The organism is Sphingomonas sp. 3-13AW, from assembly GCF_049311085.1.
Taxonomy (GTDB): Bacteria; Pseudomonadota; Alphaproteobacteria; order Sphingomonadales; family Sphingomonadaceae; genus Sphingomonas.
Map to the genome: position 1 here is coordinate 1 of NZ_JASNVZ010000007.1, position 22,032 is coordinate 22,032.

Annotated in this window: 14 protein-coding genes; 10 read left to right on the forward strand and 4 right to left on the reverse strand. The window is 66.4% G+C overall.

Annotated features, from left to right (window positions below; translation table 11 throughout):
- The first annotated feature begins 293 nt into the window (after nucleotides 1–293).
- The 9 genes from kduI to QP045_RS09775 all read left to right on the forward strand — a co-directional run bounded on the left by kduI (nucleotide 294) and on the right by QP045_RS09775 (nucleotide 14,990).
- Nucleotides 294–1,136: a 5-dehydro-4-deoxy-D-glucuronate isomerase gene (gene kduI, locus QP045_RS09735; protein WP_422514786.1), complete on the forward strand. Its 843-nt coding sequence runs from the start codon at nucleotides 294–296 to the stop codon at nucleotides 1,134–1,136.
- Between the two features lie 136 nt (nucleotides 1,137–1,272).
- Nucleotides 1,273–2,028, forward strand: coding sequence for a 2-dehydro-3-deoxy-D-gluconate 5-dehydrogenase KduD (kduD, locus tag QP045_RS09740; protein ID WP_422514787.1), 756 nt, complete (start codon nucleotides 1,273–1,275; stop codon nucleotides 2,026–2,028).
- Nucleotides 2,028–3,041 carry a PfkB family carbohydrate kinase gene (locus QP045_RS09745; protein WP_422514788.1) on the forward strand — a complete coding sequence of 338 codons (1,014 nt, stop codon included), beginning with the start codon at nucleotides 2,028–2,030 and terminating at the stop codon, nucleotides 3,039–3,041. Before kduD ends, QP045_RS09745 begins: the two co-directional genes overlap by 1 nt.
- Nucleotides 3,028–4,602 carry a carboxylesterase/lipase family protein gene (locus QP045_RS09750; protein WP_422514789.1) on the forward strand — a complete coding sequence of 525 codons (1,575 nt, stop codon included), beginning with the start codon at nucleotides 3,028–3,030 and terminating at the stop codon, nucleotides 4,600–4,602. Before QP045_RS09745 ends, QP045_RS09750 begins: the two co-directional genes overlap by 14 nt.
- A 226-nt stretch (nucleotides 4,603–4,828) precedes the next feature.
- Entirely contained in the window at nucleotides 4,829–7,816 is a 2,988-nt protein-coding gene (locus QP045_RS09755; protein ID WP_422514790.1) for a TonB-dependent receptor, read from the forward strand.
- A gap of 101 nt (nucleotides 7,817–7,917) precedes the next feature.
- Nucleotides 7,918–8,868, forward strand: coding sequence for an alpha/beta hydrolase (locus QP045_RS09760; RefSeq protein ID WP_422514791.1), 951 nt, complete (start codon nucleotides 7,918–7,920; stop codon nucleotides 8,866–8,868).
- A 52-nt stretch (nucleotides 8,869–8,920) separates the two neighbouring features.
- Nucleotides 8,921–9,727, forward strand: coding sequence for a 2-keto-4-pentenoate hydratase (locus QP045_RS09765; protein ID WP_422514792.1), 807 nt, complete (start codon nucleotides 8,921–8,923; stop codon nucleotides 9,725–9,727).
- A 224-nt stretch (nucleotides 9,728–9,951) separates the two neighbouring features.
- The gene (locus QP045_RS09770) at nucleotides 9,952–13,800 is read left to right on the forward strand and encodes a LamG-like jellyroll fold domain-containing protein (RefSeq protein ID WP_422514793.1); all 3,849 of its coding nucleotides are present in this window, start codon (nucleotides 9,952–9,954) and stop codon (nucleotides 13,798–13,800) included.
- Nucleotides 13,797–14,990: a DUF885 family protein gene (locus QP045_RS09775; RefSeq protein WP_422514794.1), complete on the forward strand. Its 1,194-nt coding sequence runs from the start codon at nucleotides 13,797–13,799 to the stop codon at nucleotides 14,988–14,990. The genes QP045_RS09770 and QP045_RS09775 overlap by 4 nt, the downstream gene beginning before the upstream one ends.
- A 122-nt stretch (nucleotides 14,991–15,112) precedes the next feature.
- Here the strand turns inward: QP045_RS09775 and QP045_RS09780 are convergent, their stop codons facing one another.
- From QP045_RS09780 to QP045_RS09790, 3 genes are all read right to left on the reverse strand, one after another.
- Entirely contained in the window at nucleotides 15,113–16,720 is a 1,608-nt protein-coding gene (locus QP045_RS09780; RefSeq protein ID WP_422514795.1) for a family 43 glycosylhydrolase, read from the reverse strand.
- Nucleotides 16,721–16,781: 61 nt separating this feature from the next.
- Entirely contained in the window at nucleotides 16,782–18,068 is a 1,287-nt protein-coding gene (locus QP045_RS09785; protein ID WP_422514796.1) for an MFS transporter, read from the reverse strand.
- Nucleotides 18,069–18,093: 25 nt separating this feature from the next.
- Nucleotides 18,094–18,894 (reverse strand): 2-keto-4-pentenoate hydratase, encoded by an 801-nt coding sequence (locus QP045_RS09790; RefSeq protein WP_422514797.1) that lies wholly within the window; start codon nucleotides 18,892–18,894, stop codon nucleotides 18,094–18,096.
- A 197-nt stretch (nucleotides 18,895–19,091) separates the two neighbouring features.
- On the opposite strand from QP045_RS09790, the gene QP045_RS09795 reads away from it, so the two are divergent.
- Nucleotides 19,092–20,060, forward strand: coding sequence for a crotonase/enoyl-CoA hydratase family protein (locus tag QP045_RS09795; protein ID WP_422514798.1), 969 nt, complete (start codon nucleotides 19,092–19,094; stop codon nucleotides 20,058–20,060).
- Here QP045_RS09795 and QP045_RS09800 read toward each other — a convergent pair.
- Nucleotides 20,057–21,955, reverse strand: a complete 1,899-nt coding sequence (locus QP045_RS09800; RefSeq protein ID WP_422514799.1) for a putative bifunctional diguanylate cyclase/phosphodiesterase — start codon at nucleotides 21,953–21,955, stop codon at nucleotides 20,057–20,059. The two genes, QP045_RS09795 and QP045_RS09800, sit on opposite strands and share 4 nt — an antisense overlap.
- Between the last annotated feature and the right edge of the window lie 77 nt (nucleotides 21,956–22,032).

A 22,032-nucleotide genomic window follows, 5' to 3' on the forward strand; every position in this document is an offset into this window, starting at 1 on the left:
CTTCCTGCTGATCCTCGTTTCACCCGCCCCGCCCCCGGACCCGCTCCACCTTGCGCCCGCAGCTGACACCGCTTACCAAGCGGTGATTGCCCGCGAAGAGGCGAAAGGAGGAAGGGTGCGTTGGTCAGCCACAATGGTTTGTAATCGTCGGACGCATCCCAGCCGACTGCTGCTCGGTCGCAGCCCCGTTGCAGCGCTGCCGCGCCCGGGATACCCCTGTTCCTGTACATCGCGGGCGCCGTCCCACCTTCCCGTCGCGCATAGCGCGGCCTGACGTTCCAAGAGGAGCCACCATGTTCGAACGCACCTATTACGCCACTCACCCTGACATGATGGAGTGCGTCTCCAATGAGGAACTGCGCGACCGCTATCTGATCCAGGGCCTGTTCCGCGAGGGCGAATGCGTGCTCAACTACACCCATGCCGACCGCTTCGTGATCGGCGGCGTGGCCCCGGGTGCCCAGCCGGTGAAGCTTCCGGACCAGGTCGAGCCCGCGTCCGCCGCCGGCCATCCCTTCCTGGAACGCCGCGAACTGGCGATCGTCAACATCGGCAAGACGGAAGGCACCGTCACCGTGGATGGCGAAACCTTCACGCTCGGCAACAAAGACTGCCTCTATGTTACTATGGGCGCTAAGGAAGTCGTCTTCGCCGGCCAGGGCGCGCGCTATTATCTCGCGTCGTGCCCCGCGCACAAGGAGTTCAAGACCCGCAAGCTCGGCATTGCCGATGCCAAGGCGCTGGAGCGCGGCAGCCTGGAGGAATCCAACGAGCGTACCATCTACCAGCTCGTCATCCCCGGCGTGTGCGACAGTGCGCAGCTGGTAATGGGCCTGACGGTGCTCAAGCCCGGCAGCGTGTGGAACACCATGCCCCCGCACATCCATGAGCGCCGCAGCGAGATCTACTGCTACTTCGAGCTCGACAATCCCGACAGCGATCGCGTCATGCACTTCATGGGCGAGGGTGAAGCGATGCGGCACATCGTCGCCGCCAACGAGGAAGTCGTGATCTCCCCGCCGTGGTCGATCCACATGGGTGCCGGCACCAAGGCCTATGCCTTCATCTGGGCGATGGCGGGTGAGAACCAGGATTATACCGACATGAACGTGCTGGACATCTGCCAGCTGGCATAACGCCGACTGCCCCTTCCAATCGGAAAGGGGCCTTGGGCGGGTGGCGGTTCGCAAGCGCCAGCCCGCCCCACGTCAGAACGCGGGCCTATGGCTTCCGCCCCCATTCTCCCTCCGCCACGGAGAAGAGGACTCGAGCATGACCAATCCCTTCGATCTTTCCGGCAAGGTGGCAGTCGTCACCGGCGCCAACACCGGCATCGGCCAGGCGATCGCCCTCGCCCTTGCTGCCGCCGGCGCGGACATCGCCGCTGTCGGCCGCACGCCCGCCGAAGAGACGGTCGCCAAGGCGCGCGCACTCGGCCGAAAGGCAGAGATCGTGTCGGCAGACCTCTCGACCATCGAGCCTGTCGCCCGCGTGGTGGAGGAAACGGTGGCGAAGCTCGGCGGGCTCGACATCCTCGTCAACAATGCCGGCATCATCCGCCGTGCCGACGCAGTCGACTTTACCGAGGAAGACTGGGACGCGGTGGTCGACACCAATCTCAAGTCGGTGTTCTTCCTCTGCCAGGCGGCCGGGCGCCACATGATCGCCAACGGCGGCGGCAAGATCATCAACATCGCCTCGATGCTGACCTTCCAGGGCGGCATCCGCGTGCCCAGCTACACCGCATCCAAGTCGGGCATCGGCGGCCTCACCAAGCTGCTCGCCAACGAGTGGGCGACGAAGGGCGTCAACGTGAACGCGATCGCACCTGGCTATATCGCCACCAACAACACCGCAGCCCTGCAGGCCGACGAGGTCCGCAACAAATCGATCGTCGATCGCATTCCGGCGGGCCGCTGGGGCGATCCTTCGGACCTGGGCGGCGCTGCCGTGTTCCTCGCCAGCCGGGCCGCCGACTATGTCCAGGGCCACATCCTCGCCGTCGACGGCGGATGGCTGGCGCGCTGATGGCCACGCAACGCCTGCTCGCCTTTGGCGAAATCATGTACCGCATGTCCCCCCCGGGGCGTGAACTGCTTCTCCAGACGCCCAAGCTCGACCTTTGGGTCGCGGGTGCCGAGGCCAATGTGGCCACCGCACTTGCTCGCCTTGGCCACGATGTCGCCTTTGCGAGCCGCCTGCCGGACAACGACCTGGGCCGCGCCGCGATCAGCACCCTGCGCGGGCACGGCGTCGACACACGCGGCATTCAGCTCGGCGGCGACCGCATGGGGTTGTATTTCGTGACCTCTGGCGCGGGCATGCGTGCCACCGAAGTCATCTACGATCGCGCCCATTCCGCCTTTGCGGAGGCACCGGCCGACGCCTGGGACTGGGACACGCTGCTCGACGGCGTCGACCGTCTTCACCTGTCGGGCATCACGCCCGCGCTTGGGCCGGTCCCCGCCGAGAGTGCGCTGGCCGCCGTCCGCGCTGCTACCGCCCGCAACGTAGCGGTCTCGTTCGACGGCAATTATCGCGCGAAGCTCTGGGAACGCTGGGATTCCGACCCGCGCTCCATCCTCACAGAGCTGGTTTCCCATGCGGATCTGATGTTCGGCAACCACCTCGACATCGCGCTGCTGCTCGACCGCACCTTCTCCAGCAATGCCGAGGAACGCAGGCGCGAGGCTGCCGAGGCCGCCTTTGCCGCCTTCCCCAAGCTCCAGATGATCGCCTCCACTGCCCGCCACGTCGAGCATGTCGATCTTCACCGGCTGTCGGCGCGTATCGACGCCCGCGACCGCGCTGCCCAGACGGAAGAGATGGAGCTCGCCGGGATCGTCGACCGGATCGGCGGCGGTGACGCCTTTGCCGCGGGCGTGCTCCACGCGCTCCGGCGCGGGGAGGATCTCGACGCGGCTGCGCACACGGGCCTTGCGCTGACGGCGCTCAAGCACTCGCTGCCGGGGGACGCCAGCATCTTCCGCCAGGCAGACCTCGACGCCTATCTGGCTGGCGGACTCGATGTCCGCCGCTGAGGGCTGGACGCGCCGAAGCACCCTTCAAGGCGTTGCAGCAAGCGGTGCCGCCTTATGGGCGGCGAGCGCGGCAGATGCGGCTCCTGCCGGCATAGTTCGCGCGCCCGCCGGTGACTTCATCGGCACGCGCGAGGGCGGCGTCCACGCCTTCCGCGGCATCCGCTACGGTCGCGCCGAGCGGTTCCGTGCAGCCGTGCCCGTCGCCCAGCCCGGCACCCGCATCGCCGCGCAGCAATTTGGCCCGATCTGCCCGCAGAAGGCGGAGGGAGACGAGCCACGATCCGAAGACTGCCTGTTCCTGAACGTCTGGACCGCAGAGCCGCGTGCGACCGCCAGAAAGCCGGTGATGCTCTACATCCACGGCGGCGCCTATTCGAACGGCAGCGTCACCGACCCGTTGACTGACGGCCAGCGTCTTGCTGCACGCGGCGACGTGGTGGTGGTGACCGTCAACCATCGCTTGAACGCCTTTGGCTATCTCTATCTGGCGCGCCTCGACCCGCGCTTCGCCGACAGCGGCAACCTCGGTCAGCTCGACCTGATCCTCGCCCTGCAATGGGTGCGCGACAACATCGCTGCGTTTGGAGGCGATCCGAACTGCGTCATGGTGTTCGGTCAATCCGGCGGCGGCGCGAAGATCGCGACCATGATGGCAATGCCAGCAGCCAAGGGCCTGTTCCACCGGGCCGCGACGATGAGCGGTCAGCAGGTCACCGCGTCAGGCCCGCTCAACGCCACGGCTCGGACGCGCGCCTATTTGCAGCGGCTCGGCGTCGGTGAGGGCGAGCTCGACACGCTGCTGACGTTGCCGACGGAACGGCTCGTCGCGGCGCTCGATGCGACCGACCCGATCTTGGGCGGCGGTGTCTATTTCGGCCCCGTGCTCGACATGAAGTGGCTGACGCGTCATCCGTTCTGGCCGGACGCCCATCCCCAGGGGCTCGCCATTCCGATGCTGCTCGGCAATACCCACGACGAGACGCGCGCCTTCCTGAGCCCCGACAGCCCCAAGGTGCAGGGGCTCACTTGGGACAATGTCGCCGATCGCATCGCACCCGAGTTGCGCATCGACATCCTGCCAGAGTGGGTCGTCGCCCAATATCGCGAGCGTTTCCCGGACTGGACGCCCACTCAGGTCTTCTACGACGCCACCACCTGCGGGCGCAGCTGGCGCGGCCAGGTGATCGAAGCCGAGGAGCGCGCGCGCGCCGGTGCCCCGGGCTGGGTCTACCAGCTCGACTTCGGCTCGCGCACCGATCCTCGACGGGGCGCCTTTCACACCATGGACATTCCGCTGGTGTTCGGTACGCTCGATGCCAGGGGCTCGCAGACCGGCAATGGCGCAGACGCCCGCGCGGCGTCGGCGGCGATGCAGGACAGCTTCGCCGCCTTCACCAGAACCGGCGATCCCAACCATGCAGGACTGCCACAATGGCCCCGCTACGAACTTGCCACCCGCAGTACGATGATCTTCGACACGCGCCCGCGTGTTGAGAACGATCCCCGCCGCTGGCAGCGGGAGCTCTTTGCACGCGTTCCGTACATCCAGCCCGGTACTTGAAATACCGCATGTGACGAGTTGTTGACACCGGTTCCGATCGGCCTCATGCATATGACACCGGTTACTAGAACAGAACAGGCCGGTTGAACGACGCGGTAACGGAGCGTCGGATCGAGAGGATGTCGGACTGCGGGCGTGTCGCCCGCCCTCCCGATTCGTGCGACGTGCAGCGCGTCAGGAAATCGTTGTCGGCGCCGTGCGTCGGCCGTGAGGGGAGAGATTTCGCATGACCACGTCTCGTCGTTCGTGCCGCGGATCGTTGCGCCTGGCTGGCGCTTCGCTCGGCGCGATGTCCGCTGCGCTGCTGTTGCCGGCAGCTGCATTCGCGCAGGCTGCCGAGGTGCCCGGGGCGGTGGCACCTGGAACGCCAGCGCAGCAGGATCCCTCCCCCGCTCAGACGGCGGTTGTGCCGGCCGATGAGCTCACACCCGACGCATCGGCCCAGGTCGCGCCTCCCGAAGCCGACGCCGGTGGTGACATCGTGGTTACGGGCTTTCGCCAGTCGCTGGGCGCCGCAATCGCGCTGAAGCGCAACACCGTCTCTTCGGTCGACGCGATCGTTGCCGAGGACATCGCCAAATTCCCCGACCAGAACCTCGCGGAATCTCTGCAGCGCATTCCCGGCATCTCGATCCAGCGCGACGCCGGCGAAGGCCGCGCGATCACCGTCCGCGGACTAGGGGCGCAGTTCACGCGCGTCCGGGTAAACGGGCTAGAGACGGTTGCGACCTCGACCGATGGTGCCAGTTCCAACCGCGATCGCGCCTTCGACTTCAACGTGTTCGCGTCGGAGCTGTTCAATTCGATCGTCGTCCACAAGACGGCAGAGGCTTCGCTCGACGAAGGTTCGCTCGGCGCCGTGGTGGACCTCAACACGGGCAATCCGCTGGCCGGCAAGAGCGGGGTGACCTTCGTCGCCTCCGGCCAGGCCTCGTACAACGACCTGTCCAAGAACTGGGGCCCGCGCCTCGCGGGCCTGCTCTCGTACAAGAACGATGCCGGCACCTTTGGCGTCGCCGTGTCGGGCGCGTACCAGAGCACCAACAACTTCGAACTCGGCAACAACACCGTGCGCTGGGCGCAGGGCGTATTCGACTCCGTCGACGGAACCGCCTGTTTCTCGCAGCCCAATCGCGGCGGGACCTATGTCGGGACCCCGGGTGGGGTTTGCGACCAGGTTGCGCTCGCCTTCCACCCGCGCATTCCACGCTACGGCTCGGTCCGCCACGACCGCGAGCGCCTGGGCCTGACCGGCAGCGTCCAGTGGGCGCCCACCGACGCCACCAAGGTGTCGATCGATGCGCTCTATTCGCGCTTCAAGGAGACGCGGGAGGAGAAGTGGGGCGAGGTGCTGCTACGCTCCAACGAGCGGCAGATGAATGTTCGCGACTATACGATCGACGGCAACAACAACCTGATCGCCGCCACGATCGACGATGCCTGGGTGCGCACCGAGCATTACATCCGTGATTCCCAGACCGAGTTCTACCAGATCGGCGGCAGCTGGGATCAGGACGTAAGCGACAGTTTCCGCTTCACCCTGCTGGGCGGCTATTCCAAGTCGAACGCCACTATTCCGGTCGAAACCACCTTCGTGTTCGACGATCGCGATGCGCAGGGCTTCCGCTACGACTATACCAACATGAAGCGGCCGGTGATCAGCTTCGGCACCAGTGTTACCGATGCGGCCAATTTCCAGCTCGCCGAAGTCCGCGACCGTCCGTCCAAGACCGTCAACGATTTCCGCACCGCCCAGCTGAGGACCGAATGGGATGTCGCCGACGGGCTGAAGATCAAGTCCGGCGCCATGTACCGCCGCTTCTCGTTCGACACGCAGGGGTTCTCGCGTGACGCGGTGGTCTGCCCGAATGCAGGTGGCCGCGACGTGGTGCTCGGCACCCTCACCTGCACGCCCAACACGAACATCGGCCCGACCGCAGTCTACGGCTTCCCTGCGGGCAACCTCGGCGAGATATTCAACCTGGGCAAGGCCGGGCAGCCTGGCGGCACCACGACCCAGTTCCTGATCCCCAACATCGCCGCGGCGGCGGACTTCACAGGCCTCTACGGACGTACGGCCAGCGTGCTGGTCGGCGATACCCGCAGCGTGTCGGAAGAAGTGACGGGCGGCTATGTCGAGTTTGACATGGAGGGCGACCTGTTCGGCCTGCGGTACGCGGCAAACGCCGGCATGCGCTATGCCCACACTGCCCAGAAGTCGACCGGTCTGACTTCGGCCACCGTCTCGGGCGTCACCACCAACACGCCTGTCACCGTCGAACGCAGCTATGACGACTGGCTGCCGGCGGTGAACGTGGCGCTGTTCCCGATGGAGGACCTTGTGCTGCGCGGTGCCGTGTCGAAGGTCATCACCCGGCCGTCGCTGGGCAGCCTGACGCCAGGCGGGTCGGTCGACGGGTTCAACTATCGGGTCAATTTCGGCAATCCGCAGCTCGATCCGTTCCGCGCAACCTCGTTCGACCTCGCTGCAGAATGGTATTTCGCGCCGCAATCGCTGTTCTCGGTCGCGCTGTTCAAGAAGAACATCGCCAGCTTCCCGGTCTCCGGCACCCGCAGCGGCACGTTCGCGTCCACCGGCCTGCCGCTGGGGGTGATCCCGGCAAGCTCGCCGGCCGCCCAAGCTCCGGAGGGACAGCTGTGGCAGATCAGCGGCCCGGTGAACGGCGAGGGCGCGTCCCTGAAGGGCATGGAAATCTCGCTGCAGGCAAGCTTCACCTTCCTGCCGGGCTTCCTCAAGAACTTCGGCTTCCTCGCCAACGCCACCTTTGTCGACTCCAGCGCCAGCTATTCGCAGGGCGGGCCGGCTACAACGGTGGTGCGCCCGGGCGGAACGCTCGGTGCCCTGCCGAACACTGTCCGCGATGCAACGCTCTACGGCCTGTCGAAGCGCGCCTACAACGGCACGCTCTACTATGAAGATGCCAAATTCTCGGCACGTGGCTCGATCAGCTATCGCAGCCCGTACATCGATGGCGCCTCGGCGACTGGCAACTTGTTCGAGGGCTATGACGAGACGATCAACGTCGACGCATCGTTGCGCTACAAGCTGACCGATAACTTCGAACTGTCGCTGGAGGGTACGAACCTTACCGACGAATATCGGGATCGCTGGGTCGATATCGATGCTCGCCGCAACTATGAGTCCAACCACTTCGGGCGGACGTTCCTCATCGGCGGCCGCTTCAAGATGTAGACCGTCGCGGGCGCCCCGCCCCTCACCGCGGGGCGCCTCCTTCTTCTTCCCGGGAATTCTCCTTGATTGATCGGCGACAGACACTGGCGGCTCTTGGTTCGGTGGTAGCCGCGGCCGCCGCAGGTTCCGCGCGGGGCCAGGCACCATCCCCACCGGCGCGGGGAACACTACCCGACCCCACCGAGATCATCGAACTATGGCCAAATGGCGCGCCCGGCGCCCCCACGTCGCTCCCGGTCGAGCGGATTGAGGAACGCAGCAAGGATCCGGGTCGTTCGGATCGCGCGGTCAGCGGCACCCACCGCCCCCGCCTGGTCGTGTTCCGCCCGCGCGAGCCAAATGGATCTGCCCTCCTGGTTGCGGCGGGCGGGGGATATGTCCGCGTCGTCCTCGACAAGGAGGGGTTCGAGATCGGCCGCTGGCTCGCGGAGCGGGGGTGGACCGTGTTCGTCCTCTTCTACCGCCTCCCAGGCGACGGTTGGGCTGCCGGCCCCGACACTCCGCTCCAGGACAGCCAACGGGCCATGCGCCTCATCCGCTCGCACGCGCAGCGCTACGGCATCCGCCCTGATCGCGTCGCCGCGATGGGTTTTTCCGCCGGCGGCCATGTCTGCGGCGATCTCGCCACGCGCTACGATGCGCGCGTCTACACGCCCGTGGATGCGGCGGATCAGCTGAGCGCCCGCCCCGACATTGCTGCCCCCATTTACCCCGTACAGTCGATGCGCCTGCCCGTCGCCCATGGCGGCTCGCGCAAGCAGCTGTTGGGTTCCAACCCCACGCCTGAGCTGGAGGCCGCGCACAGTCCCGAGGACAATGTGCGCGCCTCCACCCCGCCGTGCTTTCTGGTCCACGCCGAGGACGACGCGACGGTGCCGGTGGAAAACAGCCTCGCCCTGCGAGCCGCGCTGAAGCGGGCCGGGGTGCCTGTCGAGACCCACTTGTTTGCCGAGGGCGGCCACGGCTTCGGCATTCGCGGCGCGGCTGGCAAGCCTGCGGCGATCTGGCCCGAATTATTCGCGCGCTGGGCAAAGACCCACGGCTTCGGCTGACCGCGAGCCGGTGTCGCTGACACCGTTATCAACTGTTTGAATGGAGTAGCGTTTGGTGCCGACCCCCTTGCAGCAGAACGTGGATCATATCGCAGAGACCTTCGTCCGCGCGCGCCGCGAGGGAACGGCGATCGTCGACTATCCCGGCACGATCCCCGTTACGCTGGCCGAAGCCTATGCCGTGCAGGATCGTGCCCTCGCGATCGATGGCCGCCGCGTCGCGGGGTGGAAGGTCGGCAAGATCGACCCGCAGATCGAGGGGGTGAACCGCCTCGCCGGTCCGATCTTTGGCGACCAGATTGTCACAGCGTCCGATGCATCCATCGACAATCCCGTCGCCATGCCGGTGTTTCGCGGCGGATTTGCTGCGGCCGAGGCCGAATTCCTGCTGCGCGTCGGCACCGCACCTGATCCCGCTAAGCGCAAGTACACGATGGAGGAGGCGATCGAGCTGATCGATGCCGTCCACGCCAGCATCGAGATTGCGAGTTCGCCCTTCGCCGGCATCAACGCGCTCGGCCCCACCGTCACCATTTCCGATTATGGCAACAATAGCGGCCTGGTGATCGGCCCCGCGATCGAAGACTGGCGCGATGCCGCCATCACGGACTGGCCGGTCGAACTCACCATCGATGGCGCCGCGATTGGTTCTGCCACCGCCGCCACCATGCTCGACGGCCCCTTTGGCGCCGCCCGGTTCCTGTTCGAACTGCTGGCGGACCGCGGCATCGCGCTCCAGCCCGGCGACTGGATCTCGTCCGGCGCAGTCACCGGCGTCCACGAGGTCTCGATCGGCGCCAGTGTCGACGTCCGCTTCGACAACCGCCTCACCACCGCCTGCACCATCGTGGCGCGGTGAGGACCTCCACGCCGCCCGTCGAGAGCCGGTGCCACGGTGCGGTGCAGGGCCGGTTCTCGCCCGTTTCCCGTAGACCGTCCCTACTGGACCGCGAGCGGCGCCGGGGTACAAGTCCCGCTGCGACCTCCCGCCTCCTGATCTGACCTTCGACCGCACACGCAAATGCCCGCCACCGGCGACACAGACGGGGAAAACCCGCACCTCCGGCGGCCCGAGGAGAGAGAATGACCCGTTCCGCCGTTTCCGCGTTGGCCGTCGCCGTCGCCCTCCTCGCCGCTCCGGCCGCAGCCCAGCCCCTGGCGCCGACCACCACCGCAGCCGCCGACCAGAGCCTGATCTTCCACGCCACGCTCGATTCCGGCTTCACCGCCGAGCACGCTGCCGGGGATCCCGTCCCTAATTTCCGCAGCGGCATGAGCACCGTCGCCGATGGCGCGATCGGCGGTGCGGCGCGCTGGTCGGACGCGGGCTATGTCGCGTGGAAAGCCCCCGGCAACATGCGTGCCCAACGCGGCACGCTCGGCTTCTGGTGGCGCGCCCGCGATCCCCTGAACGACGTGCCCTTCGTAATCTTCCGCACGGGCTTTGCCGATCATAGCAGCTGGGACATGGCGTTCCTGCGCATCGACTGGAACGGTCACGGTTTCGACGCCTTTGTGACCGACGCCAATCTCGCGCGGATCCGGGTCTCCTACGCCATCCCGCGCATTCCCGATCCCGACGCCTGGCACCACCTCGCCTTTGCCTGGGACGAGACGGTTGGCGTCCGCCTCTATGTTGACGGGCGCGAAGTCGCGGCGAAGCGACAGGTCGCGGATCTCGATTCCGGCCTCGACCAGTTCGGCCTCGCCGGGCGCGTGATCTCGCCCCATCAGGTGCAAAGCCGCTATAACTTCATGCGCGGGTCCGACGTCGACGATCTGCGCGTCTATGACCGGATGCTCGCGCCCACCGGCGTGACGGCGCTCGCCGCCAAGCAGGAGCCCACCGCACCCCCGGCTGACGATACCGCCGCACGCCGCGCCGCGTGGCTCCACCGCTATGGCTGGGACCGGCAGAGCCCGCCCGTCCTCAGCGACGCCACCACCACCATCCGCAAGGTCGAGTTCGCAGACGCGAAGGACCTGAAGCAATGGATGTGGAAGGGCGTCGACGGCATCCCGGAGACGACCTGGCCCGGCGTCTACAACCGTTCGAAGCTTCCTGGCCGCGACGACTATTTCCAGCTCCCCGACTGGAACGTCTATGTCGAGGGCGGCAAGAGCTATGACCTGGCCGTTCCCGCCGGTGAGCGCTTCAACCACGTCGCCATCCGCGGTGCGGCTTATGGCACGCTCACTTATGCGCCCGAGGGCGGCGACTTTGGGACGCTGAGCAAGCGGCCACAGGGCGCTGTCCGCACCAGCGACAGCTTCGCTACCAAGACAGGCGGCCGTCTGCGCTTCACCAACATCATGCAGGAACAGCCGATCCAGGAGATCTGGGCCTACAACGTCGCTGCAGGATCGCCGCCGAAGGGCTTGTTCAGCCTCGATTATGTTGTCGATGCGAAGGCATCGTCGCTGCTCCCCGCCCTCTCAGCTCTCAACGCCTATGTGGCTGGCCGCTATGCGCCGGACGAGCAAGCCACCGCCGTCGCCATGCCTGCCAGCGGCGTAAAAACGGCAGTAGGCGCCGGTAGCTCTGCCGAAACCGGTGCCGCTGTCCGCCGGCCCGACGCCCGGCCGATCGTTCACTTGCTCGTGCCCTCCAACTTCGGCGACGCCTTCCCCGACAAGCCGCTGGCACGCGCCTGGGACTATGGCTGGCAGAATCTCCACGCCGGCCTTGATGGCATCGCCATCGACTTGCCCGCGATGCAGCTGAAGCCGGACGCAAAGGGGCTGATCCCGCTCAGCATCGTCGTCCACGATCCCATCTGGCCCGACCGCCAGATGATCGACGTCCAGGTCTCGGTCCGCCCTGGCGAGGCGCGAACGCTGTGGCTCGACCTGCGTGATCGCATCCTGACCAACGACAGCCTCTTCCTGACGATCGCGTCCGCCGCGCCGGACTTCACCGCCGATGCGCTCAACGGAGCGAAGCTGCGCCTCATCTTCAAGGACCGCGCGGAGGCCGCGAAGGAGCATGTCGCCGATCGCTTCAACCAGGTGAAGGACAATTGGGGCTTCCTGGTCGAGGAGCATACCGCCTCCAAGAACGCTGGCCTTTATCGCCGCGTCTTCGCCGACATTTCAGACCTGCTGCGCGTCGATCCGGACCATGAAGAGGCGCGGCGCTATTGGGCGGACATCAACTATCGGCCCGAAAACATGCCCGCCTTCACGCAGCCACAGCCGCCCGCCGGCGTGCCGCTATGGGCATTCCGCCAGCTTGAGGACCTGAAGCTCGCCCGGCACTTCGTGAACTGGTGGATCGACGAGCGCCAAGTGCCCTATGGCGACTTCGGCGGCGGCATCTCCGACGACACCGACCTGACCCAGCAATGGCCGGGCCTGGCGCTGATGGGTGTCGACCCGGACAAGATCAACGCATCCCTGCGCGCCTTGGATGAGGCCGTGTACAGGAACGGCATGATGGAGAACGGTCTGGGCGTTCTCACCACGGACGAACTCCACGCCTATGAGGAGGGGATGAACGCAGACGCCGAACGGCTCTACCTCAACTGGGGAGAGCCGCGGACGGTCGAGCGGATCATGGCCACGACCAAGGCCCTGGGCAGCATCATCACCCGCAACCCGGCCGGGCACCTGCATTTCTCGTCCAACTGGTACGGGGCCCGCAAGGTGTACCGCGAGGGCGCGTTCGAGTGGCAAAAGCCCTATGCCTTCACCGTCCTTCATGGACCGATCCTGCTGGGCCTCTACAACGCCAGCCCAGCCGCGCGCGGGGTGGTGACCGGCGTGGTGGACGGGTTGATGGCGCACGGGACCCAGGCTGCCGATGGCAGCTGGAGCTATCCCAACGAGATCAACTGGCGCACCGATGCGGTTCGCGTCGGCGACGGCGGCGGCGCCACCGTGCCGCTCCAGTCCGCCTGGGCCTCCTGGCGCTTCACCGGCGACGCCAAGTACCTTCGCCCCATCGAAACCCGCGTGGCCAAGGCCGGGCTCGCGGCGCTTGCAGAGTTCAACGAAAACGCCTTTCACGCGCTCCCCATGGGTGGGCAGCTCCTGCAGACCGCGCCTGCCAAAGCCGAGGCGTCTGGCGATCCGTTCGCGCTTTACAGCGCCTGGGCCGCAACCGGCGACCGCAGCTGGCTCGAGCGGCTCCACGCCGATGCGATCGCCGACAAGGCGCAGCACATGTACATGTACACCGAAGGGCATTGGTGGTCCGACCGGGTCGATCAACCCAATGAGATTCTCCAGCGCGAACGCCTGGGCGGCATTGCGCTTCGACGCAACCAGACTTGGCCGGGCAACACCGTCAGCTGGCGCTTCGAACAGCCAGAGGCCGCCACCCAGGTGGCGATCCTCGTACCGAACCCCCGGCCCGACGCATTCCGGGTCATCGCCTACAACACGACGAACGTGGCCCAACGCGCGACCATGACCGGGTGGACGGTCACGGCGGGCACTTGGACGATGAAGGCCGCCACAAGTACCGACGGTGGCGCCACCCTCACCGCGACCGATAGCCGAGAGCTGACGCTGGAGCGAAGCGCGTCGACGGAGGTCACCTTCGCGCCTGGCACTACCACCGTGCTCGACTTCGCCCTCGACCGCGCGAGCAGTCCGGTCGAGCAGCGCCCCGACCTGGGCATCGGCACCGACGACGTGGTCGTACAGGGACGCCGCGTTTCGGTGACCGTCCACAGCCTCGGGTCCGGGCCTGCTGCGGGCGGCGTGGCGACACTGGTTGACGCGAGCGGCAAAGAGATCGCCCGCGCCGCCGTACCCGCCCTCGCCGCTCCCACCGACCTGACGCCTAAGACCGCCACGGTGCGCATGACCATCCCCGCGAGCATCGACCCCGCCACCCTCTCGGTCCGGGTCGCCCTCGCCGGTGACGCTCCAGAGGTCACCCGCCTCAACAACCAGGTTCCGCTCGCCGGGCTGGTTCGGCGATGAAGGCGACGCGCCGTGCCGTGCTGGCGGGGCTCGGCGCGCTCGCCTCCCCGGCGCTTGCACGCAGAAGCGGGGATGACCTGCGCGCCGCGCTCGATGCAGCCGAGCGGGACGGTGACCCGAAGCACCTCGCCCGCTTTGACGCCCGAGCGCTTCCACCCGGCCAGCGCCTCGACCTGCTCTCTGCCCGTGCCGGCCTCGCGATCGATGTGAAGCTCGCGCGCCTTGCTCCCGGTCAGAGCTCCGAACAGTTTGCCCTCCTCCTTCAGCAGCGCAGCGGCACCAACGTCACGCCTGACCGTGCTCGGCGTCGGCTGACGCGCGAGCTCGATCGTCTCACCGCCCGTGCGGATCGGCTATTCCGCTGCTTGGGCCGCACGCAAGGCTCCGTGGGCGAGCGCTACCGCGCCCTTTTCTCAGATCCGCAGTGGCATTATTCCGACAGCGAGGCCGGTCGCGACCACGCCGTCGCCGACATGAACCGGGCGCTCGCCGCCACCCGCGGGCGCGTCTCCGCCCTGCTCGGGCCCGTTCCGCCCTTCTGCCTCGATGTGGCCACCCGCAAGCTCTCGGCCGCCGAACTTGCCGCCGGCCGTAGCGGCTATCGTGAGTTGCCGACGCAGGGAAAGTCCGGCGCCTATGTCGTCGACATCAAGGACATCGCCCGACGTCCCAAATGGAGCCTGATCAGCGCCGTCCATCACGAAATGCTCCCGGGCCACATGACGCAGATGCCGATGGAGGTGCTCGCCGCCCCGCACCCGCTCCGCCTGCGCTACGCCCCCTCCTATGCAGAGGCGTGGGGAATCTATGCCGAACAACTCGCCGCCGCCGACGGCGTCTACAACAACGACCCACTGGGCGAACTCGGCCACATCCACTGGCTACTATTCCGCGTGACCCGCGGCCTCGCCGACCTCGGCATCCACCTCGACGGATGGAGCATCGACCAGACCCGCACCCAGATCATTGCGTGGCAGGGCGAACCCGGCTATTTCGCACCGTTTGAGGTCGATCTCCCGCGTATCGCGAAGGAACCGGCGACCCGCACCGCCGAAGCGGTAGCCTGGCTTGACCTCGCTGACACCGCCGCCGGCGTCCCTGCCGGAGAGCGGGTACGCTTCCACCAAGCGATGCTCTGCTTCGGCCGCATGCGCACCGAAGCCTATGCCGATTGGCGCCGCATCATATAGGTTGGGAGCCATGAACGGCGGCAGTCGACAGGGCCGGTCGCCGCAACTTTGCGAGCAAGCGTTCGCTCCTGAGGTCGGGATTAGTAAGCCCGACGGGGTGGGCAGCGACGGAGGACGACTTCCTACAACGCTCGATACCGGAAATCCCGGAACCGCGCTTCGCCGGTGCCGGCCGAATACAGTCCCGGCCGCAACATCAGGAAGCCACCTCGTACGTTGTGATGGTATCCCGAGACCTCCATGCCGCGGTCGAAGCGCTTCCACGTGCGGCCGTCGTCACCACTGAGATGGATGGCGACGATATGCTCCTTGTTCGCGATCCGCATCCTGAGCCTTCTCCCATAGGGGTTCGCCGGCCGCCCACGCTCTATGCCATATTGATGGGTCACGAACCGCGTCTCGTCGAAACCCAGCCCGCAATAAAGCCTGTCGTCGTAGAACAACACCAGCCCTGCGGTCCCGCCCGGTTCGATCTCGATTGAGCATTCGAACTGGTACGCTCGATCGCCCGCGATCAGCATCAGCGGCGAAGAGTCGCCCGGCGCCTTGCCGGTGCCTTTCAGGACCAGCGCGCCGTTCTCCACCCGAGCCCGCTCGCGCTCCTGGGGCCCGGGTTGGAAGAAGTTCCACTTCGCGCCCAGCTGCAGCGTGCGGAAATCGTCCGACAGCGGCTGCCCGTGGGGCAGCGCGACACCGCCTCTGGGCTTAGCAATCGGCTGCGACAGGTCCCCGCCCTTCATCCGGAACCAGCCATCGGCGGTCCACTCGATCGGATCGAGCAGTGCCTGCCGCCCCAGCGTCCAGAACCCGTTTTCGAAGCCGTGGTACACAGACCACCAGCTCCCATCGGGCGCCTCGACCAAGCTCGCATGCCCGCGCGACCACCAGCGCTCCGCCATGTCCTCTGTACGGACCAGCGGGTTGGCGGGATCATTTTCCCAGGGACCGTGCAGCGAGCGCGAGCGCGCCACGATCACCATGTGACCGGTAGGCGGCCCGGCCGTCCCGCCGACCGCGGTGATCTGGTAATACCAGCCGCCGTGCCGCAGGATCTTGGGGCCCTCTGGCGAGAAGCTCTCGACGTCCCACTCGTCGGGATAGCGCCAGGGATCATAAACATGCTCGACCTCGCCCACGGTCGAGAGGCCGTCCTCGGACAGGCGGATGCGATCGCCGCCTGACAGGAACAGCCAGCGCGATCCATCCTCGGCCACGGCATGGCACGGGTCGATATGCGCGTGCAGCCCCAGCGATTTTGGGTCCGACCACGGCCCGTCGATATGATCGGCCCAGCTAACGTAGATGTCGTTCGGCGCCGCCTTCACCGGGATGTAGAGGAAGTAGCGCCCCTTGTGCTTCTCCAGGCTCACGGCCCACACCGATCCGATGTTGCGGGTAAGCGCCGCCTTGCGCGGCTGCCAGTTCACCAGGTCACGGCTGTGCCAGATCGTCAGCCCGGGATAGCTGTCGAAGCTGGAGAAGGTCATGTAATAATCCCGTCCATCCTTCAGGATGGCAGGATCCGGATGGTCCCCCGCGAGCAGCGGGTTCAGGAAACGCCCGTCGCCGAGGTCGGCGATCCGCTGATTGTCGAAGCCCCGCTTCCAGTCGGCGGGCGGAGACGACGTACACCCCTCAGGCGCCGCCGCCCGCGCGGACGTACCGCCCAGCATTGCCGCTGCACCGCCGGCAAACGCCGTCCCCAGCGCGTCGCGCCTGCTCAGTCCCATCGCTATTCTCCGGCTTGGGGTGCGACAGCGGGCGGCGAACATGCGCCGCCCGCGCCGGCCTTCAGACTTCCTGCGCGCGGGCCAGTTTCGGCGACAGCAGGTGGACACACAGCAACGCCAGGAAATAGGCGGAGCCCGCGACCGCGAAGAGCGGCACATAGCTGCCGATGCTGTCGAGGACATAGCCCGCGTACTTGGCCATCAGCATGCCGCCGACCGCGCCGACAGTGCCGCCGATGCCGACCACCGAACCCACCGCCGCGCGGGGGAACAGGTCCGACGGCAGCGTGTAGAGGTTGGCCGAGAACGCCTGGTGCGCCGCGGTTGCGATCCCGATCACCAGGACCGCCAGCCACAGATTGTCGATCGACTGGGCGAAGAACACCGGCACCACCGCGCAGGCGCAGATGAACATGGTCATCTTGCGCGCATAGTTGATGCTCTTGCCTGCGTTGATGAACCGACCCGATAGCCAGCCCCCTGCCACGCTGCCGACATCGGACAGCAGGTAGATCGCGACCAGCGGCGGTCCGAAGCTCAACAGGTCCAGGTCGTAGCGATCGCCAAGATAGCCCGGCAGCCAGAACAGGAAGAACCACCAGATCGGGTCGATGAAGAACTTGCCCAGCGCGTATGCCCAGGTCTCGCGCACGCGGATCAGGCGCTTCCACGGGATCGATGTGGCCGGATCCGCCGGATCCTGCTCGATCCAGGCGCGCTCCTCCTTGGTGACCTTGGGGTGCTGGCTCGGACTGCGGTACATGATCAGCCAGGGGATCAGCCAGAGCATGCTGACGGCGCCCGTGATGACGAAGGCCGCGCGCCAACCATAGGCGACCGTGATCAGCGGCACGATCAGCGGCGTCAGGATCGCGCCGACGTTCGCACCGGCATTGAACACGCCGATCGCAAACGCCCGTTCCCGTGCCGGGAACCACTCGGTCACCGCCTTGATGCTCGCGGGGAAGTTGCCGGACTCGCCCAGGCCCAGGCCAAAGCGGGCCATGGCGAACTGGGTGACGCTATACGCGCCGCCGTGCGCGATATGGGCGATCTGCCAGATCACGAAGGCGATGGCATAGCCGAAGCGCGCGCCGATCACGTCCATGATCCGCCCGAAGCCGAGGTATCCGATCGCATAGGCGAGCTGGAAAAAGAAGATGACGTCGGCGAAGTCGGTTTCGCTCCAGCCAAGGTCCGCCGACAGCGTCGGCTTGAGGACGCCGATCATCTGCCGATCGACATAGTTGATCACCGTCGCCGTAAACAGGAGCGCGACGATCCCCCAACGATAGCGACCCGCCCGCGCAATCGCGCCTGCTACCGGGTCAGCCCGTCCGTTCTCCATGCTTCCTCTCCACCGACATGCTCTCCTACCGGGCGGCGGCGTCTACCGTGCCGCTCACCCGAAGGTCTCCAAACCGTGCTTCCACGCGCGCGCCGACGGCCACCGGATGCACGCCGGTTACCGCGCCAGACGAGACCCACTGCCCCGGCTCCAGCGTCCGCCCGCGTGCGCCCAGGCTTTCGACCAGGAACGCGACCGCGCCGAACGGGCCGTCGAGCATCGTGCGTGCGCTCGCCTCGCCGACGCAGGTGCCGTCGACAAAGGTCGCAACGTTCCAGTCCTCAAATGCCCGGTTCGACCATTCCGCCACCGGCGCCCCGATCAGCAGCGCATTATGATTACCGAAGTCGCTGATCGTGACCAGCGGCCCGTCCGCATTGATCCCCGCATAGGGTGAGCTCGCGATCTCGAACCCGACATGCACCGCGTCCACCAGCTCGACGGCCTCGTCCAGCGAGATACGCCGCGAGCCCGGGCGCGGCGAACGGCCGATACGCAACAGATACTCCGCTTCCACGGCACCAAAGCCACCGGGGATCACCGGCAGAGCGCCCGCATCGGCCTTTCCGTCACTGCCGGCGCTTCGGATCTGGTCCGCGAAAATCGGCCCGGCGAGTCGCGGCACCCCCAGTGCGCCACTGTACGGCGCCGGAACCCGGCCGACCTTCCAACCCGCGATCACACCGCCGCGCAGCGAAATCGCTCGATCCTGAATGCGGTACGCGTCCGCAAGCGTGGTCGGCGGCGTACCCGGATAAGCCGCGAGCGGCATGCCCGCACGCCGTGCCTCAACAAAGGCCCGCGCGACCGCCTCGTCCCCGCTCATCGACAAAAGCCCTTCTGCATCTCGACGCCATGGCTATTGGAAACCGGTGTCAGGGGCAAGGCTGTTTTGCGCGGTCGCCTTGGCCTGAGTTCATTCTGGTGGAGAAACCGCAGCGTAATAACTGCCGAATAAATGTGAAGGGGTGAGGATTTACCTTCGTCGCGCAGCGCAGTGCTGCGCACCGAAGGAGAATACACATGACCGTAGCCTATCCCTCGATCCTGCCGGGAAACGTCGGACTTACGAACGCACCGGCCGGAAGCCTGGAACGTAGTTTCGTTCCAGGAATGCCCGATGCGGACGCGAACCGCAGGCTGTTCGACCAGCAGCAACTCGCGTCCAGCTTCGACCCCGCGCACGAGGCGCTGTGGACCTACATGACCCCGGCACGACGTCCGAGCTTCAATCCCGGGCTTCTGGCGGACTTCGGCCAATGGCAGGCCGATATCGAGCAGGCCTGCGTAACCGGCACACTGCCCATCCGCTATGTGGTGCTGGGGTCCCATTTCCCGGGGGTGTTCTCCCTGGGCGGTGATCTCGATCTTTTCGCGAGCCACATCAACGAAGGCAATCGCGAAGCGCTTGTCCGATACGGGCGGGCGTGCGTCCAGATCCTGCACCGGAACATGCTGGGCCTCAATCTCCCGATCGTCACCATCGGCCTGGTACAGGGCGACGCCTTGGGCGGCGGTTTCGAGGCACTGCTGTCGTTCAACGTGGTCATCGCAGAGCGGGGAAGCAGTTTCGGCCTGCCCGAGACGGTGTTCGGGCTTTTCCCCGGCATGGGGGCGCATTGCTTCCTGTCGCGGCGCCTCGGTGCCGCCCGGGCCGAGCAGATGATCCTCAGCGGCCGGAATTACTCTGCCGAGGAGATGTACGATCTCGGCATCGTGCACGCCCTGGCAGAACCCGGCGAGGGTCGAAAGGTGGCCGAGGACTATATCCGGCAGAACCGCCGGCGCCACAGCGGGCACTGCGCCATCTATGAGGCGTCTCGAGCCGTGAACCCGCTGACGCTAGCGGAGCTCGAGGCCGTAGTGGACCTGTGGGCCGATGCGGCGTTGCGCCTGAGTGACGCGGACCTGAAGCTGATGCGGCGACTGGTCGCCGCGCAAACCCGCCTGCTGGAGAAGGCCCAGTCGCGGCATCAGCCCGCCGGCACCTAAGCCCGTTGCCGCGCCGCATTGCCGGCAAGCATGGATGCCACCACGCTTGCCGGCATCGGCCGTCCGAGCAGAAAGCCCTGCCCCGCCGTGCACCGCGTACGGCGCAGTTGCTCAAGCTGTTCCGGAGTCTCGATGCCTTCCGCCACCGTATGCATTCCAAGCGTGGTCGCGAGCTCGACAACCGTCTGCACAATGGCTGCGTGCGCCGGGTGCTCATCGAGATCGACGATGAAGGAGCGATCGATCTTGAGCTTCTGGAATGGGAATTTGGTGAGGTAGCTCAAAGACGAATAGCCGGTGCCGAAATCGTCCAGGGTCGTCGCCACGTTCATGCGGTTGATGGCGTTCAACACGGCCAGCGACGCCTCGATATCATACAGCAGCACGGACTCCGTCACCTCGAGCTCGAGCCGCTCCGCAGGGAGGCCGCTCTCGCTAAGGGCGGTCATGATGACGGTCAGCAGATTGGCGGATTGCAGCTGGATCGGGGAGAGGTTCACGGCCACTCGGACGTGCGGTGGCCAAGCACTGGCGATCCGACACGCCTCTCGCAGCACCCAGCCGCCGATCTCGACGATCAGCCCGCTTTCTTCCGCGATGTGGATGAACTCCGCGGGGGAAACAGTCCCAAGCCGCCTGTTCTCCCAGCGAAGCAGGGCTTCGCACGACAGGATCTCGTCCGTCTCTAGATCGAAGATCGGCTGGAAGTGGAGGCTGAACTCACGCCGCGCCAGGGCGCCGTGCAGCTCTGCACCCACTTGGCGCTGGCGCTCGAGCTTCTCGTCCATCTCAGGCGCATAGACGCGATAGGTATTCCGGCCATCTTCCTTTGCGCGATAGAGGGCGAGGTCCGCGTTCTTCAGCAGCGTGTCCGCATCGGCCTCTCCGGGAGGTGCGACCGCGACCCCGACGGAGGCGCTGACGTGGAGCCGTCTTCCCCGGAACTCAACAGGTTGTGCGACGAGGCTCAAAATCCGTTGCGCAATCGGCTCCGCGTCCGCCTCTACATCCACTGCCCGAACGATGGCGAACTCATCGCCGCCCAGGCGGGCAACGATGCCCTCCGCGCCGAACTCGGCCATGAGCCGCGAAGCCACCTCTACGAGCAGGGCGTTGCCGGCGAGATGCCCCAGGGAGTCATTGACCTCCTTGAAGCGATCAAGGTCCAGCCAGTGAAGGGAGAGAAGCCGGCCCCGGCCCTCGGAACCCGCCAGCTGCCGTTCGAACTTCTCGAGGAAGGCCGTGCGGTTGGAGACGCCGGTCAGGTCATCCCGCCGTGCGATCTCCGCGTTGCGTTCAGCGAGCGCGGCCTTTTCTTCGGCAGAGACCGTGGCTTTCAAGATCATCTCATAGGTCTGGAGGGTGATGTCCATCATCGCCAGCACGAACAGCATGATGACGACGCCCATCGCCGCCTTGAGCGGATCGGCCTCCAGGAACAGCCCGACAGAGAGCGGTAATGCCGCGAGACAGAGTTGCGACAGGGCGATCATCGGCCGGCCCGCGTTCCGCCCGGCAATGCCGGCGGCATAGCCGATCGCGGTGGTGACGGAGAGGAGCTGCAGCACGCCGTCTTCCGTGCGGGAAAGCGTCAGCAGACCGAACAGCCCGAGCAATCCCGCATAGAAGAACGCCCCGAGACGGTAATACACCTCCCACCGACCCGCCCCCGGGCGTTCGGGGCGTTCGACCTTTACCGCGGCGGGCCGTAGCACCCCCACGATCCGGGCCACCGCCACCCCGGCGATCAATGCGGCACAGACGATGAGCCATGGATCGCCGCTCGCGGCCGCTACGATCACGGCGATGCCGCCGCTGGTTATCGCACCGATCACCAGCGATTCCGGAGAAGCGTAGAGAGAGGTGACGAGCACGGCCCGGACGTGGTCGGGCATTGCCTCATCGGAACGCCGAATCTGCCGCAGTCGAGAGAGGATGCTTCTCATGATCCCCTTACTAGGAGGGCACGTGC

Coding starts and splice junctions, on each gene's coding strand:
- kduI (WP_422514786.1), top strand. CDS start 294: ATGTTCGAACGCACCTATTACGCCACTCACCCTGACATGATGGAGTGC.
- kduD (WP_422514787.1), top strand. CDS start 1,273: ATGACCAATCCCTTCGATCTTTCCGGCAAGGTGGCAGTCGTCACCGGC.
- QP045_RS09745 (WP_422514788.1), top strand. CDS start 2,028: ATGGCCACGCAACGCCTGCTCGCCTTTGGCGAAATCATGTACCGCATG.
- QP045_RS09750 (WP_422514789.1), top strand. CDS start 3,028: ATGTCCGCCGCTGAGGGCTGGACGCGCCGAAGCACCCTTCAAGGCGTT.
- QP045_RS09755 (WP_422514790.1), top strand. CDS start 4,829: ATGACCACGTCTCGTCGTTCGTGCCGCGGATCGTTGCGCCTGGCTGGC.
- QP045_RS09770 (WP_422514793.1), top strand. CDS start 9,952: ATGACCCGTTCCGCCGTTTCCGCGTTGGCCGTCGCCGTCGCCCTCCTC.
- QP045_RS09775 (WP_422514794.1), top strand. CDS start 13,797: ATGAAGGCGACGCGCCGTGCCGTGCTGGCGGGGCTCGGCGCGCTCGCC.
- QP045_RS09780 (WP_422514795.1), bottom strand. CDS start 16,720: ATGGGACTGAGCAGGCGCGACGCGCTGGGGACGGCGTTTGCCGGCGGT.
- QP045_RS09785 (WP_422514796.1), bottom strand. CDS start 18,068: ATGGAGAACGGACGGGCTGACCCGGTAGCAGGCGCGATTGCGCGGGCG.
- QP045_RS09790 (WP_422514797.1), bottom strand. CDS start 18,894: ATGAGCGGGGACGAGGCGGTCGCGCGGGCCTTTGTTGAGGCACGGCGT.
- QP045_RS09795 (WP_422514798.1), top strand. CDS start 19,092: ATGACCGTAGCCTATCCCTCGATCCTGCCGGGAAACGTCGGACTTACG.
- QP045_RS09800 (WP_422514799.1), bottom strand. CDS start 21,955: ATGCCCGACCACGTCCGGGCCGTGCTCGTCACCTCTCTCTACGCTTCT.